General features: G+C 60.7%; 16 protein-coding genes. 8 read left to right on the top strand and 8 right to left on the bottom strand.

Annotated elements, in window-relative coordinates; all coding sequences use genetic code 11:
• Nucleotide 1 precedes the first annotated feature (1 nt).
• The 7 genes from ACN0SD_RS02240 to ACN0SD_RS02270 form a co-directional block, all read right to left on the bottom strand.
• Nucleotides 2–1,327 carry a M16 family metallopeptidase gene (locus ACN0SD_RS02240; protein WP_417806580.1) on the bottom strand — a complete coding sequence of 442 codons (1,326 nt, stop codon included), beginning with the start codon at nucleotides 1,325–1,327 and terminating at the stop codon, nucleotides 2–4.
• Nucleotides 1,324–2,703, bottom strand: a complete 1,380-nt coding sequence (locus tag ACN0SD_RS02245; protein WP_417806581.1) for a M16 family metallopeptidase — start codon at nucleotides 2,701–2,703, stop codon at nucleotides 1,324–1,326. Before ACN0SD_RS02245 ends, ACN0SD_RS02240 begins: the two co-directional genes overlap by 4 nt.
• A gap of 101 nt (nucleotides 2,704–2,804) precedes the next feature.
• Entirely contained in the window at nucleotides 2,805–3,356 is a 552-nt protein-coding gene (locus tag ACN0SD_RS02250; RefSeq protein WP_417806582.1) for a DUF3035 domain-containing protein, read from the bottom strand.
• Nucleotides 3,357–3,427: 71 nt separating this feature from the next.
• Nucleotides 3,428–3,907: a signal peptidase II gene (gene lspA / locus ACN0SD_RS02255; protein ID WP_417806583.1), complete on the bottom strand. Its 480-nt coding sequence runs from the start codon at nucleotides 3,905–3,907 to the stop codon at nucleotides 3,428–3,430.
• A 74-nt stretch (nucleotides 3,908–3,981) separates the two neighbouring features.
• Nucleotides 3,982–5,568, bottom strand: a complete 1,587-nt coding sequence (gene purH, locus ACN0SD_RS02260) for a bifunctional phosphoribosylaminoimidazolecarboxamide formyltransferase/IMP cyclohydrolase (protein ID WP_417806584.1) — start codon at nucleotides 5,566–5,568, stop codon at nucleotides 3,982–3,984.
• A gap of 66 nt (nucleotides 5,569–5,634) precedes the next feature.
• Complete coding sequence (locus ACN0SD_RS02265) at nucleotides 5,635–7,356, bottom strand: heparinase II/III family protein (RefSeq protein WP_417806585.1); 1,722 nt, start codon at nucleotides 7,354–7,356, stop codon at nucleotides 5,635–5,637.
• Nucleotides 7,357–7,440: 84 nt separating this feature from the next.
• Nucleotides 7,441–8,712 (bottom strand): RsmB/NOP family class I SAM-dependent RNA methyltransferase, encoded by a 1,272-nt coding sequence (locus tag ACN0SD_RS02270; RefSeq protein WP_417806586.1) that lies wholly within the window; start codon nucleotides 8,710–8,712, stop codon nucleotides 7,441–7,443.
• An 81-nt stretch (nucleotides 8,713–8,793) separates the two neighbouring features.
• Between ACN0SD_RS02270 and ACN0SD_RS02275 the strand changes: the two genes are divergently transcribed.
• On the top strand, nucleotides 8,794–9,003 hold the full coding sequence (locus ACN0SD_RS02275; protein ID WP_417806587.1) for a DUF1674 domain-containing protein: 210 nt from the start codon (nucleotides 8,794–8,796) through the stop codon (nucleotides 9,001–9,003).
• 85 nt (nucleotides 9,004–9,088) lie between these two features.
• Here the strand turns inward: ACN0SD_RS02275 and dapB are convergent, their stop codons facing one another.
• The gene (gene dapB, locus ACN0SD_RS02280) at nucleotides 9,089–9,898 is read right to left on the bottom strand and encodes a 4-hydroxy-tetrahydrodipicolinate reductase (protein ID WP_417806588.1); all 810 of its coding nucleotides are present in this window, start codon (nucleotides 9,896–9,898) and stop codon (nucleotides 9,089–9,091) included.
• Nucleotides 9,899–10,000: 102 nt separating this feature from the next.
• Here dapB and rbfA point away from each other — a divergent pair, with 102 nt between their 5' ends.
• The 7 genes from rbfA to putP all read left to right on the top strand — a co-directional run bounded on the left by rbfA (nucleotide 10,001) and on the right by putP (nucleotide 16,102).
• Nucleotides 10,001–10,429 carry a 30S ribosome-binding factor RbfA gene (gene rbfA, locus ACN0SD_RS02285; protein ID WP_417806589.1) on the top strand — a complete coding sequence of 143 codons (429 nt, stop codon included), beginning with the start codon at nucleotides 10,001–10,003 and terminating at the stop codon, nucleotides 10,427–10,429.
• Nucleotides 10,365–11,165: a phosphodiester glycosidase family protein gene (locus ACN0SD_RS02290; protein ID WP_417806590.1), complete on the top strand. Its 801-nt coding sequence runs from the start codon at nucleotides 10,365–10,367 to the stop codon at nucleotides 11,163–11,165. Before rbfA ends, ACN0SD_RS02290 begins: the two co-directional genes overlap by 65 nt.
• Nucleotides 11,166–11,216: 51 nt before the next feature.
• The gene (gene truB, locus ACN0SD_RS02295; RefSeq protein WP_417806591.1) at nucleotides 11,217–12,125 is read left to right on the top strand and encodes a tRNA pseudouridine(55) synthase TruB; all 909 of its coding nucleotides are present in this window, start codon (nucleotides 11,217–11,219) and stop codon (nucleotides 12,123–12,125) included.
• Between the two features lie 95 nt (nucleotides 12,126–12,220).
• Nucleotides 12,221–12,751, top strand: a complete 531-nt coding sequence (locus tag ACN0SD_RS02300; protein ID WP_417806592.1) for a DUF1643 domain-containing protein — start codon at nucleotides 12,221–12,223, stop codon at nucleotides 12,749–12,751.
• Between the two features lie 109 nt (nucleotides 12,752–12,860).
• Nucleotides 12,861–13,943, top strand: coding sequence for a calcium-binding protein (locus ACN0SD_RS02305; protein ID WP_417806593.1), 1,083 nt, complete (start codon nucleotides 12,861–12,863; stop codon nucleotides 13,941–13,943).
• A 144-nt stretch (nucleotides 13,944–14,087) separates the two neighbouring features.
• Nucleotides 14,088–14,357, top strand: coding sequence for a 30S ribosomal protein S15 (gene rpsO / locus ACN0SD_RS02310; protein WP_417806594.1), 270 nt, complete (start codon nucleotides 14,088–14,090; stop codon nucleotides 14,355–14,357).
• Nucleotides 14,358–14,632: 275 nt separating this feature from the next.
• Nucleotides 14,633–16,102, top strand: a complete 1,470-nt coding sequence (gene putP / locus ACN0SD_RS02315; protein ID WP_417806595.1) for a sodium/proline symporter PutP — start codon at nucleotides 14,633–14,635, stop codon at nucleotides 16,100–16,102.
• The last annotated feature ends 105 nt before the right edge of the window (nucleotides 16,103–16,207 follow it).

Consider the following 16,207-nt stretch of genomic DNA (forward strand, 5'->3'; position numbering starts at 1 on the left):
TTCAGTTCAGCCCGCTGGGACGCCCGACCACGACAAAACGCAGCGCCGATGGGTCAAGGATACGCTTGGCGACGCGGGTGATATCGGCCTTGGTCACCGCATTCACCTTGTCGTTGCGCGTGTCGATATAGCTGACCGGCATCCCGTTGAGCTGCATCCCCGTCATGATCCCCGCAATCGTGCCATTGCCGTCAAAGCGTAGCGGATAGGCGCCGGTCAGATAGGTTTTGGCGTCTTCGAGTTCTTTGTCGGTGACCTTGCCGGTCGCGGCCTTGGCCCATTGCTCTTTGACGACGGAAATCGCCTGCGCGACCTTTTCATTGGCCGAGGCAAAGCTGCCCTGCCACGTCTTGGCTAGATCCTTGTCGACCAGATACGACGCGATGCCATAGGTCAGTCCTCGCTTTTCGCGCACCTCATCCATCAGCCGCGAGGAAAATCCGCCCGCGCCGATGATTTGGTTGAGAACATAGGCGGCAAAGAAATCAGGGTCGGTCATAGCGATGCCCTTTTGGGCGAACATCACCACCGATTGCGGGCTGTCGAAATCGACCGTGGTGACGCCGCCAGTCAGATCGGGCGTGATCGCGGCGGGCATTGGGGCCCCTTTGGCGGGCAGATCACCCAGCAGGTGGTCAAGCATCGGGCCCAATTCGGCGGGCGTAATGTCACCTACAACCGAGACCACCATGTGATCGCGGCTCATCACGCGCGCCTTGGCGTCAAACAGGTCTTCTTGCTTCAGCGCCTTGACGCTATCCATGGTGCCGTTGAGCGAGCTGCCATAAGGGTGATCGCCAAAGGCAAGCTTGCGCATCGTTTTCGCAGCGATAGCGTTCGGGTCCGTCGCGTCAGAGGCAATAATCGCCAAAACCTGCGCGCGCACACGGTCGATGGCGGTCTGCTCAAAGCGCGGATTGATCAGGGCCGAGCGCAGCAAATCAACGGATTTATCGCGGTTCTCGGTCAACATCCGCGCCGAGATATCCAGCGAATCGTCGCCCACATCAAAACCGAACTGGGCGGCCAAGGCTTCTTGCGCCTCGGCAAATTGCTGGCTGTCCATCTGGCCCGCGCCTTCCTCAAGCGTGGCGGTCATCAGATTGATCGCGCCGCGTTTGCCGGGGGCGTCCAGACTGGCGCCGCCCTTAAAGGCGATGTCGAGCGCGGTGAACGGAATGTCGTGGTTCTCTACCAGCCAAGCCTCGATACCGCCGGGCGAGGTGACCTGCTGGATCTCAATCGCGCGCGCGGGCAGCGCGAGGATCAGGGCGAACAGGCCCGCCAGCGCCAGCCGTGCGGGAAGCGTGAAGACGGCGCGGATCATTGCGTGACCTCCTGCGTGACGGGCGGCGCAATCGGGGCCGAAGCTTGCGTCGGGGCCGCGCTGACGGGCTCGGCGTAGCCAGTCACCGACTCGCGCGCTTGAAACAGGTCTTTCGCGGCGGCCATTACATCGGCCTCAGTGACCGAGGTCAGCACATCGGGCCAGTTTTCCACATCCTGCACGCTAAAGCCCGAGGCCAGCGCCTCGCCATAACGGCGCGCCAGGCCTTGCGTATTATCGCGCGTGTAAATCTCGGAGGCTTTGACCTGCGTTTTGATGCGGGCGAATTGATCAGGGTCGATCCCGTCTTTCAAGAATTGCGCCAGCGCGTTGTCCAGCGCCTTTTCCGCCTCGGGCAGAGTGACGTCTTTGGCGGGCATGACTGAAATATTAAACGTCGTCGGGTCAATCGACATCCCGTCGTAATAGCTTGACGCATAGATCGCGGTGCCGTCGCCATAAATCAGTTTGCGCCCCAGAACCGAGGTCGCCTGATTGCCGCCCAAAATCTCGGACAAAACCGTCAGCGCAGCGGCCGTTTTCTGATCGCCGGGGTTGCGTTCGGGGGCCAGATACGAGCGCATAAAATAGGGTTGCGCGATCTGGTCATCCTTGAAGGTGACCTGACGCGCCGCGCGTTGCGGGGGCTCTTGCGGTCGGGCGCGCGGTTTCAACCCTTCGGTGGGTTTGAGCGGGCCGTAATATTTCTCGGCCAGTGTTTTGACCTCGTCAGGCGTTACGTCACCCGCAACCACGAGGATCGCGTTATTGGGGGCGTAGAATTCGTGATACCAGTCCAGCGCGTCCTGACGCGTCAGGCCTTCCATCTCTTTGCGCCAGCCGATCACCGGCGTGCCATAGGGCGAGTTGAGAAACTGCGCGGCGCGCTGCTGTTCGGAAAACAGCGCGTTGGCGTTGGAATCGGTGCGCTGCGAGCGTTCTTCGAGAATCACCTGCAGTTCGGTTTTCGCGTCATCGGGCGAGATCCGCAAGTTGCGCATCCGGTCGGCTTCCATCTTCATCACCAAAGGCAGGCGATCAGCGGCGATCCGTTGGAAATAGGCGGTGTAATCGTAGCTGGTGAACGCATTGTCCGAACCACCATTTGCCGCCACGGTTCTTGACAACTCACCCGGCGCCATCGTGTCGGTGCCCTTGAACATCAGGTGTTCAAGGTAATGAGCGATGCCCGATTTACCGCGCCGCTCATCAGCCGCGCCGACCTTGTACCAGACCATATGCACGACGACTGGCGCACGGTGATCTTCGATCACAACGGCCTTAAGACCATTTTGTAACTCAAATGTTGAGACATTTCCGGCGATTGCCGGGCTCAGTCCTGCCAATATCAGCAGGGCGACCAGTAATGCGCGCAATGCCCAACTCCTTACCAAATACAGTTGGTGGCAAGATAAGCATACATGCGCGCTGATGAAAGGGGCTGACGGTGACGTGATCACCGATCTTCGTCACAAGTTTACTGGTGGCTTTTCTGCGCCTCGCCCGAGGGCGGTGCTGCGGGGGTTTGTGCCCCGGCACGACGCCAGCGCTCAAGCTCTGCCGTCTGGTTCAGTTCCATCGGTTTATAGGCTTTGTAATAGACCGAAATACTGAACAGCCGCTCTAGCAAACGCCCGTCATGCTTCTTGCGATACTGCAAATCTTCGCTGGCCAGCGTCTTGCGAATGCCCGCTTGCGCGCCATAGCGTGAGACCGCCGAAACCAGCGCGCGATCAGAGTTGGGAACTGTGCCCGTCATATCCAACCGACGGGCGTTGCCACCAAGGGCGGCGACCGCATCGGCCTCCGGAGTCGGATCGGTCAGGTTCTTGCCCCCCGGCGTCGGGGTCGGAAGCTGGCTAAGATTTTCGGGCATTTGCAGCGGTTTGTTCGGCAAAACGCCAAATTCATCCGGCCCTTGATGCGACGAGCGCAGATTCATTAGGGTCGGCGCGCGGTCGTTGCCGCAGGCCGCAAGCGTCAGGACCGCTGCCATCGCGATGCCGAGCGTGCTGAATCGAACCTGCATGAACCACTCCCGTTGCCGTTTGCGTTTCCGTCTTAGCGCAACATTGCAGCGCCGTCACCTGCGAAAAACGCTTAGTCCTTCGTCGGATGTTTCTCTTTGCCTGTAAAGGCCACCAGCCCAAGCGCGCCTAGAAAAATGGCGACATCCGCAATGTTGAACGAAAACGGATTGTTCCAGCCGGGCAGCGAGGTGTTGATGAAATCGGCTACCGCGCCATAAGCAATGCGATCAACCACGTTGCCCAGCGCCCCGCCGATCAGCAGACCAGCCGACAGATGGACGCGTCTGGAATGAGGCTCGCGCGCGATCCAGAACCAGACCCAAGCTGAAATAACCAATGCCACGACGATCAAAATCCAGCGACTGATATCGCCTTCGCCGGAAAACAGCCCGAAATTAACGCCCCGATTCCACGCCATGCGGAAATTGAGCCACGGCGGAAGCACGTCAATCGCGCCAAGGCGATCCAACTGCAGCTGGTGCACCACGATGAATTTCGAGAGCTGATCAAGGACCAGCACGCTCGCCGCGGTTTTGCCTGCCAATTGCATCGGGTTTTTGCTTTCGCTTGGTATCGAGGGCTCTGCCCCGCTCGATGGCTGAGCTAGGCGCAGAACCCGACAATTCAATGGCGGAAATGACGCATTCCGGTGAAGACCATTGCAAGACCGCGCTCGTTGGCCGCGTCGATCACCTCTTGGTCGCGCATCGAGCCACCCGGTTGGATGATTGCCGTCGCGCCTGCTTCGGCTGCCGTGATTAGGCCATCCGCGAAGGGGAAGAATGCATCTGACGCCACAACGGAGCCTTTGGTCGGCGTTTGATCGAAACCACAGGCCTCCATCATGTCTTGCGCTTTGCGCGCGGCAATGCGGGTCGAATCAACGCGGCTCATCTGGCCCGCGCCCACGCCAACCGTCGCGCCGTCTTTAACGTAGATGATTGCGTTGGATTTGACGTGTTTGGCGACTTTCCAAGCGAATAGCAGGTCTTTGAGTTCGTCTTGCGTGGGCTGGCGTTCGGTCACGACTTTCAGATCGTCCAGCGTGATCGCACCATTGTCTTTGCCTTGTACCAAGAAGCCGCCCGCGACCTGACGATAGGTCGTGATCTCCGCCATCGGGTCGGGCAAACCGCCGGTTTCCAGCAAACGCACGTTCTTTTTCTTTGCGATCACCTCTTTCGCGGCGTCCTCGACCGAAGGCGCGATGATGACCTCCGAGAAGATCTTGGTGATTTCTTCGGCGGTCGCTGCATCAAGCGGTTTGTTCAGCGCGATGATGCCCCCAAAGGCCGAGGTGCGGTCGCAATCAAAAGCGCGCTTATAGGCTTCGATCACGGTGTCGCCGGTTGCCACGCCGCAGGGATTGGAGTGTTTGATGATTGCTACGGTCGGCTTGTCGGTGCCGAATTCCGCGACCAGCTCAAAAGCGGCGTCAGTGTCGTTGATATTGTTGTAAGACAGCTCTTTGCCCTGCAATTGCTCGGCCGTGGCCACGCCGGGGCGGTCGGTGCCATCAAGGTAAAACGCAGCCGTTTGGTGCGGGTTCTCGCCATAACGCAGGGTCTGCGCCAAGGTGCCCGCAAAGGCACGCCGACGCGGCATGTCCTCGCCAATCGCGCGGGCCATCCACGTTGAGACAGCCGCGTCATAAGCAGCGGTGCGCGCATAGGCAATCTGCGCCAGCTTCTGACGGAACGGATAGCCGATCGCGCCGTCATTCTTGTCCATCTCGGCCAGAACCGTCGCGTAATCGTCAACATCCACTACGGTCGTCACAAAGGCGTGGTTCTTGGCCGCCGCGCGGATCATCGCAGGGCCGCCGATGTCGATATTCTCGATACACGCGGCGTAATCGCCCCCCTTGGCCACGGTTTCCTCAAACGGGTAAAGATTGACGACCAGCAGGTCGATCGCCTCGATCTGATGCGCTTTCATTGCGGCGAGATGTTCTTCGTTGTCACGCAGCGCCAGCAAACCGCCATGCACCTTCGGATGCAGCGTTTTCACGCGACCATCCATCATTTCGGGAAAGCCGGTCACTTCGGCCACATCGCGCACGCTTAGGCCCGCCTCGCGCAGGGTCTTGGCGGTGCCGCCAGTGGACAGTAATTCAACGCCGCGCGCCGCAAGCGCTTTGGCGAAATCAAGTAAGCCAGTTTTGTCGGAAACGGAAATCAGGGCACGGGTCAGGGGGATCGGGCGGGTCACGGGCAGCATCCTCGCTTGGCGGTGGTCAGGAAAGCGCCCGAGGCCGGCCTTGGAATTGCCCCAAGGTCAGGGCGCGTCGATCGCCGTGGGGTTATCGCGTGCTTGCGAAAAGGTCCAGTCGATCTGGCAGGCGCGGTCCAGAACTCGGGCAGAAAGCACGATCTGCAGGGCCGGACGGGGCCGAATACGCCCTTTTTCCAGATAGACCGAGGGTTCCAGCGTCAATTCCCCCACCCCGTCATGGCGAAACACCCAGATCTCGCCCGAGCGCAGCGCGACCGATACCGCATGCCCGCCCATATCCAGCGTGGCGTCGCAGTCGGGATGCAAATGAAAGCGAATATCGAAAGGGATGCCGCGCAGCCCTTCGCGTTCGAAAATCTGGTCAAAGCGGGTGATGTCGGCGGGCGTCATCGCGCCAAGCGTGTCGCGCCCGGTCAATTCGCGACCATCGGTACTAAGGTTCAACTCGCGGATATGGGTCATGCCGTGGGTCTCAACATAGCCGTCATGGCCGTACAGCATTCCGTTATCCGAACTGTCATCGTGACGTGCCCAGACATTCTGGGGCACTTTATCAAGGAAGGCGCGCGGCGCGCGACCAAACAACCGTTCGGGGCCGAGACGCGACGAGGAATAGCCATAGATTGACAGGGTGGAATGGCTGGCAGTCGCACGCCCGGCCCGCGCCCAATCGCGCCCAAAATGCGCACCCGAGCCGCAATTGACGATCAGCGGACGGCGCCCCGAGGTCAGTTCAAACGCTAGTGTCGAGGCGTGTCCATTGGCCGAGGCCAGCCCTTGCGGCGGGGGCGCCGTGTCGATGATCAGCGAGCTGCGCCCGCCTTGCATGCGCGAAAAGCCCATCGCCATCGGTTCACGCCGCACCCCCCGCACGCCAGTGGCCGACAGCGCCGCATCCAGCCGCCCTTCCAGCCCGCGCCCGCCGCCATGAAACCGCGCCAACCCGCCATCGGAATGACGCAGCGCACGCAAGGTCGGGGCGATCCGCGAGATAGCATCCAGAATTTCGCCGGGGGGCGTGCGACCGGCCGCCTCAAGCGCCTCGCAGGCCCAGTTGAGCAGCGTCAGAACTTCCAGCAGGTCTTGCGGGTTGCGCGTGGCAATCGCGCCATCTGCGTCAATCCGGGTTGCACATTCGCGCGTGAGCGCCTTGATCGCGGGATCGGCGTAATGCTCCATCCCAGTCAGCGCAAGTCCGGCATAGATCAACCCGGTCAGCGCCTCAAATCGGGGCAAGCCGGGGGCGGTGGATTTCCAGCGGCTCGACAGGAAAATCGTTTGTTGGCCGAGCGCGCGAAAAAACAGGTCCGAATCAGCGCTTGAGCGCCCGTTCAGGATCAAGATCGCGTGGTTGATCCAGCGGATCAGCCGGCAGCCCGTCAGATCGGGTGTCCAGCCCAGCCCTTTGCCCCTGCCAAATCGGGTGATCCAACCAAAGACCCAATCCTGCGCGCGCAGCCGCGCCTCGCGGTCGCCGACAGCGGCCAGATCATCCAGCCACGAAAAGCCCTGAAGCGCCTCTTCAAAGCTTGGATCGGGCATCGGCAGATCCCAGATACTCACGCCCGGTCCTTCGACCAAAAAGCCGGAAAACAGGAAATTTCCCTGAATAAGCTGACGTCCGCGTGCGAACGACCCTATCGTGCGCGGCTCGGGCTGGCTGACAAAACCGGTCGCAGGCCGTGCCCGCCCGGCCCGCGCTGCAGCGAGACGGTTCAACGCCGTGGCGAGTTTTGCCGATGATTGGGAGCTGTCTTTGCTCATACCTGCCGCTCTAAAGCCCTTCTGCCGGGGATAAGCGCTACGTTATCGAGGCTTCGCCCCGCTGTCACCGGTCTGACGCACAGATCACGCCAAGCGTTGCAGTCGCGCCATGTAAAAGCCGTCCATGCCGCCACGATCTGCCCAAAAATCGGGGCGCAGGCGCAATCCGCCCTCGGGGGTGATCCAGTCTGGCTCGATGCCGGGCAACTCGGGCGGGATGACGCGCAGGTCTGGATGGCGTTCCAGCGCCGATTTGATTTGCGCCTCGCCTTCTTCCGGTAGCAGTGAGCAGGTCGCGTAAACCAAGCTGCCACCGGGTTTGAGCCAGCCCAGCGCGCGATCCAGCAAGTCCGCTTGCAGTGCGAAGAGCGGTTTGATCGTTGCACTGTTCTTGACGAAAGGCAGGTCGGGGTGGCGGCGGATCGTGCCAGTGGCCGAGCAGGGCGCATCCAGCAAAATCGCATCAAAGGGCGCATCGGGCTGCCAGTTCAGCGCATCGGCAGCGATGATTTCGGCCTCTAGTCCGGTGCGGTCTAGGTTTTCGACCAGCCGCTGTAGACGCGGCCCCGAAATATCCAGCGCTGTGACCTGCGCTCCTGTTGCGGCGAGTTGCAGCGTTTTGCCCCCCGGTGCCGCGCAAAGATCAAGAACGCGCGCGCCCGGTGTCGGGGCCAGCAATTTCGCAGGCAGGGCCGCAGCGGCATCTTGCACCCACCAATCGCCAGTTTCAAAACCGGGAAGATCGGTGAGCTTGCCATGTGCATTCAAGCGGAGCGAGCCGGTGGGCAGCAACTCTGCACCCAAAGTTTCGGCCCATTTCGGCGCGTCTGATTTGACGCTTAGATCAAGCGGAGCGCCTGCCAGATGCGCGGCCTCCATGGTTTGCGCGGCGCGCTTGCCATAGGCGGCCATCACGCGGCCGCGCAGCCAGCCGGGCATTTCCGGCGCAGGTTGTTTTGCCCAAGCCTCGGTTTCGACCGAAACCTTGCGCAGCACCGCATTCACAAGCCCCGAAAAGCTGCTGGTCTTTGGTCCGGCTGATTTCGCCAGTGTCACGGCAGCATCCACCACGCCATGCGGGGCCTGATTTTCCTCAAGCAGTTCGACCGTGCCCAGCCGCAAAAGCGCCATGATATCGGCCGATGGTTTACGCCGCAGATGCGGCTTTAGCACCCCGTCAGCGCGTGCTAGATGGCGCAGCGTTGTCGTGGCAAGACGCTGGGCGCGAGCGCGCTGGGGCGGCTCCAACCCGTCCAGCGCGTCTTGGCCAATCTGGTCAGAGAGGCTCTCGTGATCCTCGGTGACGCCGATGATCAGGCCGAGGGCGGCGAAACGCGCGGGATCTGGTCGTGCCATTGGATGCGGCCTTGTAGCTTGTTGCGATTGGGTCAACGGCCTATATCATGCGCGCGCCCCCTGACAAGGAACACAAAGCCCATGTCCGACCTGAACTCCGAACAATCGCCCGACTCTTCGCAAGATAAACGCGATCTGCCATCTGCCGCAGTGCGTGCCTTGGCCGAGGCCGAAGAGCGCCGTCGCGCGGCTCAAGGTCAAGCGCTGCCCACGGAATTGGGCGGGCGCGACGGGCCAGAGCCTGTGCGCTATGGCGACTGGGAGAAAAAGGGCATCGCGATCGACTTTTGAGCGATGCGCGATGTGGGAAGCGCCGGGGGTTTTACACCCCCGGACCCCCGCAGGATATTTCAAACACTTGGAAGAATGCGGGCGGTTACAGCCCCAAGACGTCGAGCATGTCATATTCGCCCGGAGCCTTGTCTTGTCCCCAAAGCGCGGCTTTGAGCGCGCCGCGTGCAAAGATCGCGCGGTCGGTGGCAACATGGCGCAGGATGATGCGCTCGCCTTGACCCGCGAACAGCACATCATGTTCCCCTACGATATCGCCGCCGCGAATGGCCGAGAAGCCGATGGCCCCTTTCGCCCGCGCGCCTGTGATCCCGTCGCGACCCGATTCGCGGTTCTCGGCAAGGTCGATTCCACGCCCTTGCGCGGCGGCCTCGCCCAGCATCAGCGCAGTGCCTGAGGGCGCGTCGACCTTTTTGTTGTGATGCGCTTCGATCACCTCGATATCCCAATCGGTATCAAGGGCGGCGGCGACTTTCTTGGTGAGTTGGGTCAGCAGGTTGACCCCGAGGCTCATATTGCCCGCCCGTACAATCACCGCATGGCGCGCGCAGGGTTTGAGGGCTGCGATGTGATCCGCGCTCATGCCGGTGGTGCCGATCACATGGGTGAGGCGGGCTTGCGCTGCAATTTTGGCAAAGGCGAGCGTGGCCTCAGGTGCAGTAAAGTCGATCACGGCTTGCGCACCGGAAAATGCTTCAAGCGGATCGGCGGTGACGATCACGCCATTGGCGTGGCTGCCCATCGCCTCGCCCAGATCACGCCCTATCCAGTCATGGCCCGCGCGTTCGATTGCGCCGACAAGGCGTGCGCTGTCGCTGTCCTGAATGAGGCGGATCAACATTTGACCCATCCGTCCGGATGCCCCGGTGACTACGATACCCGGCAGGTTGCTCATCTGACATCATCTCCTTCACGCTTTGGCGTTATCTAGCCGCTTGCATGCGCCCATGCAAAGCCCCCCGTTGCGCGCGCGGGCCCGAGGCATTATGTGAGCGCCATGGCTAAGAACAGTTCCTCAGCGGCTCGCGGGCCGAAACTCCGTCAGCTTCGCATGGGCGAGCTGATCCGGCACACTCTGTCGGATCTGCTTTTGCGTGGCGATGTGCATGATCCCGATCTCAACCGGATTTCGGTTACCGTGGGAGAGGTGCGGTGTTCGCCCGATCTCAAGGTCGCCACCGCCTATGTCACGCCCTTGGGCGGTCAGGGTGGCAGCGAATTGATCGCGGCACTGGTGCGCAACAAGGGTGAGCTGCGCCATCTTCTGGGCAAAGAGATGACGGCGAAATACGTCCCCGATCTGCGGTTTCGTCTGGATGAGACCTATGACCAGATGGACGACACACGGCGGCTGTTTGCCGATGAAACGGTCCAGCGCGACATTGCGGCGCGCGATGAAGGCGATGATGACGACGCGCGCGATTAAGGCGGGTGTGGCGGCGCTGGTGCTGATGGCAGCGCCGGTTTGGGCCCGGGCGGCGGCGCCATGTTCTGACATGGATTTCGACGGGCTGACCTATACCGTATGCGAGGCGCATGCGGGGGATGATCTGCGTCTTTACCTCAATGACTCCGATGGCCAGTTGATAGGCACACCCGAGCGTTTGGCGGCGATCCTGCCTACCGATAAGCAGATTGTTTTTGCGATGAATGCGGGGATGTATCACCCTGATCGCAAGCCGGTGGGGCTGTTTGTCGAAGGTGGCACCGAAGAGCATAAAATCGTGACCTCGGAAGGGCCGGGCAATTTCGGATTGCTGCCCAACGGGGTGTTTTGCGTTGGCAAGGCGCTGTCGGTCGTGGAATCGCGCACTTTCGCCGCCGACCCGCCGAATTGCCGCTATGCGACGCAATCGGGGCCGATGCTGGTGATCGACGGCGCGCTGCACCCCAAGTTTCTCGCCGATGGCACCTCGACCAATATTCGCAATGGCGTCGGAGTTTCGCCGAATGGTCAGACGGCGTGGTTCGCGATTTCCGACCAACCCGTGACCTTCCACCAATTCGCGCGGTTTTTCCGCGACGATCTTGGGGCGAAAAATGCGCTGTATCTGGATGGCAAAGTGTCTCGCCTGACGGTGCCCGCGCAGGGCCGCGAGGATCTGGGCCTGCCGATGGGGCCAATCGTGGCGCTGATCGCACCCAAACCCGCTGCCAATTGACGCCACCGCCCCCCTGCGCTAGCAGACGCGCTGCATAGATAAGGGACGATCATGGCTCGCAAAAAAGGGCGCGACATTTCGGGTTGGCTGGTGGTGGACAAGCCTTCAGGCGTTACCTCTACCTCTGTGGTCAACAAGGTGCGCTGGGCGCTGGATGCCAAAAAGGCGGGCCATGCGGGTACGCTGGACCCGGCGGCGACGGGCGTATTGGCCGTGGCGCTGGGCGAGGCCACCAAGACTGTTCCGTTCATCACCGATGCGCTGAAATGCTACCGGTTCGTGGTGCGCCTCGGCGCGTCGACCAAAACCGATGATGCCGAGGGCGATGTGATCGCAACGTCAGCGGCGCGCCCATCGGATGATGAAATCCGCGCTGCGCTGCAGGCCTTTGAGGGTGATATCGAACAGGTGCCGCCGCAATTTTCGGCCGTCAAGGTCGATGGCGAGCGCGCCTACGCCCTCGCGCGTGCAGGCGAGGAGATGGAACTCGCGGCGCGCCCGCTTTACGTCGAAAGCCTTGTGATGATCGCGCGCCCTGATGCGGATCATGTCGAGTTGGAAATGGTCTGTGGCAAGGGTGGCTATGTGCGCTCAATCGCGCGGGATCTGGGGCGAGCCTTGGGATGTTTGGGCCATGTCGAGTGGCTGCGCCGCGAATGGTCGGGGCCGTTTGAGGCCAGCGACGGGATCAGTCTTGAGCAGATCGACGCACTCGCCAAAACGCCGGAACTCGACGCGAAACTGTTGCCGCTGGAACTGGGTCTTGACGATCTGCCCCAGCTCAAAGCCACGCCCGAGGGGGCGGTGCGGCTGAAGAACGGCAACCCCGGCATGGTCATTCCCGCCGCAGACGCGATTGAATGGGGCGATGAGGCTTGGGCCAGTTTCGAGGGCAAACCGCTTGCCGTTGGCATCTACAAATCGGGAGAGTTGCACCCGTCGCGAGTCTTTAATCTTTAGCTTTCATCCGGCAATAAATACTCCCGCCGGAGGCGCCTGCCCGTAACATTTACGCGCCCCCAGTTTTAAGGTGCGACCAAAGATAAAGAGAGCGAATGATCACGCGTGAACATATCAAAGGCGATGCGCCCTCAATCGCGGTCTATTCCGATTGCGAGAAATATCGCTACGCACTGACCCGTGTCTGGGACGCAACCAAGCCGCGCGTGCTGTTCGTTATGCTTAACCCCTCGACCGCTACCGAGGTGCAAAACGATCCGACCGTTGAACGCTGCGAGCGTCGTGCGCGCGCGCTGGGCTTTGGCGCGTTTCGGGTGACCAATATCTTTGCCTGGCGGGCCACCGATCCCAAGGTGATGCGCGCGCAGGCCGATCCGGTTGGACCGGAAAACGATCAGATGATCCGCGACAGTGTCGATTGGGCAGGCGAAGAGCGCGACCGGATCATTTGCGCGTGGGGTGCCCACGGCGCGCATCTTGATCGCGGGGCCGCAGTGGAACGCTTGCTGCGCGCCGCCGGGCGCGATTTGCACCAGTTGGGACTGACCAAATCGGGCGCGCCAAAACACCCGCTTTATATCGCCTATCACCGTCAGCCCGAGCCGTGGCGCGAACCGTGTGCGTGATCGCATTCGGCGTGCAGTGTTAACGAACCGATAGCATTTTAACCTTTTTTCATTAGGGAAACCTCTGGAAAGGGCGTATTGATCACGCAAATTCACAGAGGTGTGAGAAATGCTGTTTTTGTCTGGTTTGTTGGGGCTCCTCGTTGCCGGGACGTCCGCGGGTTTGCTGGCTTTCAAGCCGGACGAAGATGCCTCCGATGTCGCGCCTGACGCGGATGTTGAAGATGAAGCCAGCGATAGTGACGCGCCAAGTATGCTTGATTTCGCGACCGCAACAGATTTCCTGGTCACGCCAGACAACGTGTCTGGCCCTGATGACGTTCCCGCCGAGGTCAGCGCGGGCGAAGAGCGTGTCGATCCCGTTATATCCGCTGCGGCGTCACAGGGCGATGATATCGTCTGGGGCGATGCGCAGGGCGACACGATTGAGGGCGGTGCAGGCGACGATCAGGTCGCGGGCTACGCGGGCGATGACACTTTGTTGGGCGGGGACGGGAGCGATGGCCTGTTTGGCGATGGGGGCGATGATATGCTGGCTGGGGGCGCGGGCGATGATGCGCTCGATGGTGGCGATGGCGATGATCTTCTGGTTGCCGAGGATGGCGATGACGCTTTGGTCGGTGCCTTTGGTGCAGACACGCTGATGGGCGGCGCGGGCAGCGATATGCTGTCGGGCGGCGCTGACGGCGATCTGCTGCGCGGCGGCAGCGGTGACGATACGCTTGAGGGCGATGCGGGCGATGACACGCTATCGGGTGATGCGGGCCATGACGAGATGTCGGGCGGTGCTGGCGATGACATGATCGTTGGCTTCAATCTGGACGCGGGCTCTGATAACGGTGACGATGCGGATTTACTGAATGGCGGAACCGGCGCTGACACGCTGATGATCGGTTCGGGCGATTGGGCCAACGGTGGTGACGATGGCGACCTGTTCACAGTGGGCGAATGGATTGACCCCGCGACGCCCGCCATGATTGCCGATTACACCCCAAGCGAGGATCAAATCGCGATCGTCTATGACCCGCAGACCACGCCAGATCCTGTGCTAACGGTTGAACAATCGGAGGATCACGCAGACGCGTCTTGGCTCTTGCTCAACGGGGTGCGTTTGTCCGAGGTGCTGAATGCGCCCGATCTAAGCGCCGAGGACGTGCTGCTGGTCACGCCGCAGCAATTTGCGTGGCTCTAGGGCGCAGGTTTCGCGAAATATAACTTTTCTTCGCGCCGATTCGCGCCTATACGCGCGCATCCGGCCTGCAAGGGCTGGGTGCCTATGGACCCTGCTGGACGACATCCCGGCTTGCGCCCGAACCCTCAATGTAAGGAGATCCCGATGTCGATCACTGTTGAAGACAAAAACGCGCTGATCAAAGAATTCGCCACCAAAGAAGGCGACACCGGTTCGCCCGAAGTGCAGGTTGCGATCCTGACCAAGCGTATCTCGAACCTCACCGAGCATTTCAAAGAGCATAAAAAAGACAACCACTCCCGTCGTGGTCTGCTGATGCTCGTCGCGCAGCGCCGCAAGCTGCTCGACTATACCAAAGCCAAGGATACTGCCCGCTACCAGTCGCTGATTGAGCGTCTCGGTCTGCGCCGCTAACAGCCGTCGGTTTTCCAACTGCGCAAACGCCCGTCTCTTAGGAGGCGGGCGTTTTGCTTTCGCGCCTGTGGTTTTGGCGGAATTTCAAGAAGTCGATTGAACTGAAACTGCGTCTTTTGTGGCGATTTCACCTGAATACTGAAATTAAAAAGACGATTTGACCAAACAATATCAATGGCAGGGTGATTTCCCTAATTTTCCTTCGGTTTGCAAAGATTTTATGTCACCGTTTCCTGTGAACAGGACACATGAAATCTTGCGGCATGGAGGAGCAAATGGGAGTTGGCGTCTGGATTAGCCTGACCACGTATTTCGTTTTGATGATAGGCATCGGCGTTTACGCTTGGCGAAAATCGACTTCGAATTCTGAGGAATATATGCTGGGCGGGCGCAATCTGCCCCCCGCCGTTGCCGCTCTGTCGGCGGGGGCATCGGATATGAGCGGCTGGCTGCTGCTGGGCTTGCCCGGCGCGTTGTTCGTATCGGGCCTGACGCAAAGCTGGATCGGCATCGGCTTGTTTGTCGGCGCGCTGGTGAACTGGATCGTTGTAGCCCCGCGCCTGCGCGAGCAGACCGAGCGCTATGACAACTCCCTCACCATTCCGGGGTTCTTGGGCAACCGGTTCCCCACCCAAGCCACACTGCTGCGCCTGGTTTCTGCGGTGATCATCGTGGTGTTTTTCGCCGTCTACACGGCCTCGGGGCTGGTCGGTGGCGGCAAGCTATTCGCCAGTGCCTTTGGTGGCAGCTACATGGCGGGCGTGATCCTGACGCTGGGGATCGTGCTAGTTTACACCGTGATCGGCGGGTTTTTGGCCGTCAGTCTGACCGACTTCGTCCAAGGGTGCATCATGATGCTGGCGCTGGTGATCATGCCAATCGTGATCCTAACGACCGGGCAGGGCGATGGGGTGGGTGCCGCCGCAGATCGCCTAACGGCGATTGATCCAAACTACTTGTCGATGACGCATGGGTTGACCTTTGTGGGCTGGCTTTCGGCGGTGGCTTGGGGTCTGGGCTATTTCGGCCAGCCCCATATCATCGTGCGCTTTATGGCGGTGCGCTCGGTTGCTGATGTGCCCAAAGCGCGCAATATTGGCATGGGCTGGATGGCGATTTCGCTGATCGGCGCGATTTCGGTTGGTATTTTCGGGCGCGCCTATGCCGAGCGTAACGGGCTGAACGTCGCCGATCCTGAAACGATCTTCATCATCCTCTCGAACCTGCTGTTCAATCCGCTGATCACCGGGTTCCTGTATGCCGCTCTTCTGGCCGCAATCATGTCGACCGTGTCGAGTCAGTTGTTGGTCTCGTCGTCGTCGCTGACCGAGGATTTCTACAAGATGGTTCTCAACCGCGAAGCATCGGACCGCACCTTGGTCAATGTCGGGCGTCTAGCAGTGCTGGCGGTCGGTATCGCGGCGATCATCATCGCACGCAACCCTGACAGCAAAGTGTTGGGGCTCGTGTCCAACGCTTGGGCCGGTTTTGGTGCAGCCTTTGGCCCGCTGATCCTGCTGTCTCTGACATGGAAACGCATGACGGGGATCGGCGCTGTGGCGGGTCTGGTCGTGGGCGCGCTGACGGTGATTGTCTGGATCGCTTTGGGGTTGAACAAATCCTTCATGGGTGGCGCGGGGGTCTATGAGATCATCCCCGGTTTCATCGCCGCGCTCATTGCGATTGTAGCGGTCAGCCTTGCGACCCGCGACACCGGAGAGTTCCGCGCAATCCCTGCAGAGTGATTAACGCCGACTGATCAAACTGATCAAGGAGCGCCCGTCTTGCAAGAGGCGGGCGTTTCAGTGCCAAGATCGTTGATATACTCAGCCAAGGTTTCTAGGGTCAAC

Origin of the sequence: Thioclava sp. (genome assembly GCF_048263065.1) — a bacterium.
Lineage (GTDB): Bacteria > Pseudomonadota > Alphaproteobacteria > Rhodobacterales > Rhodobacteraceae > Thioclava.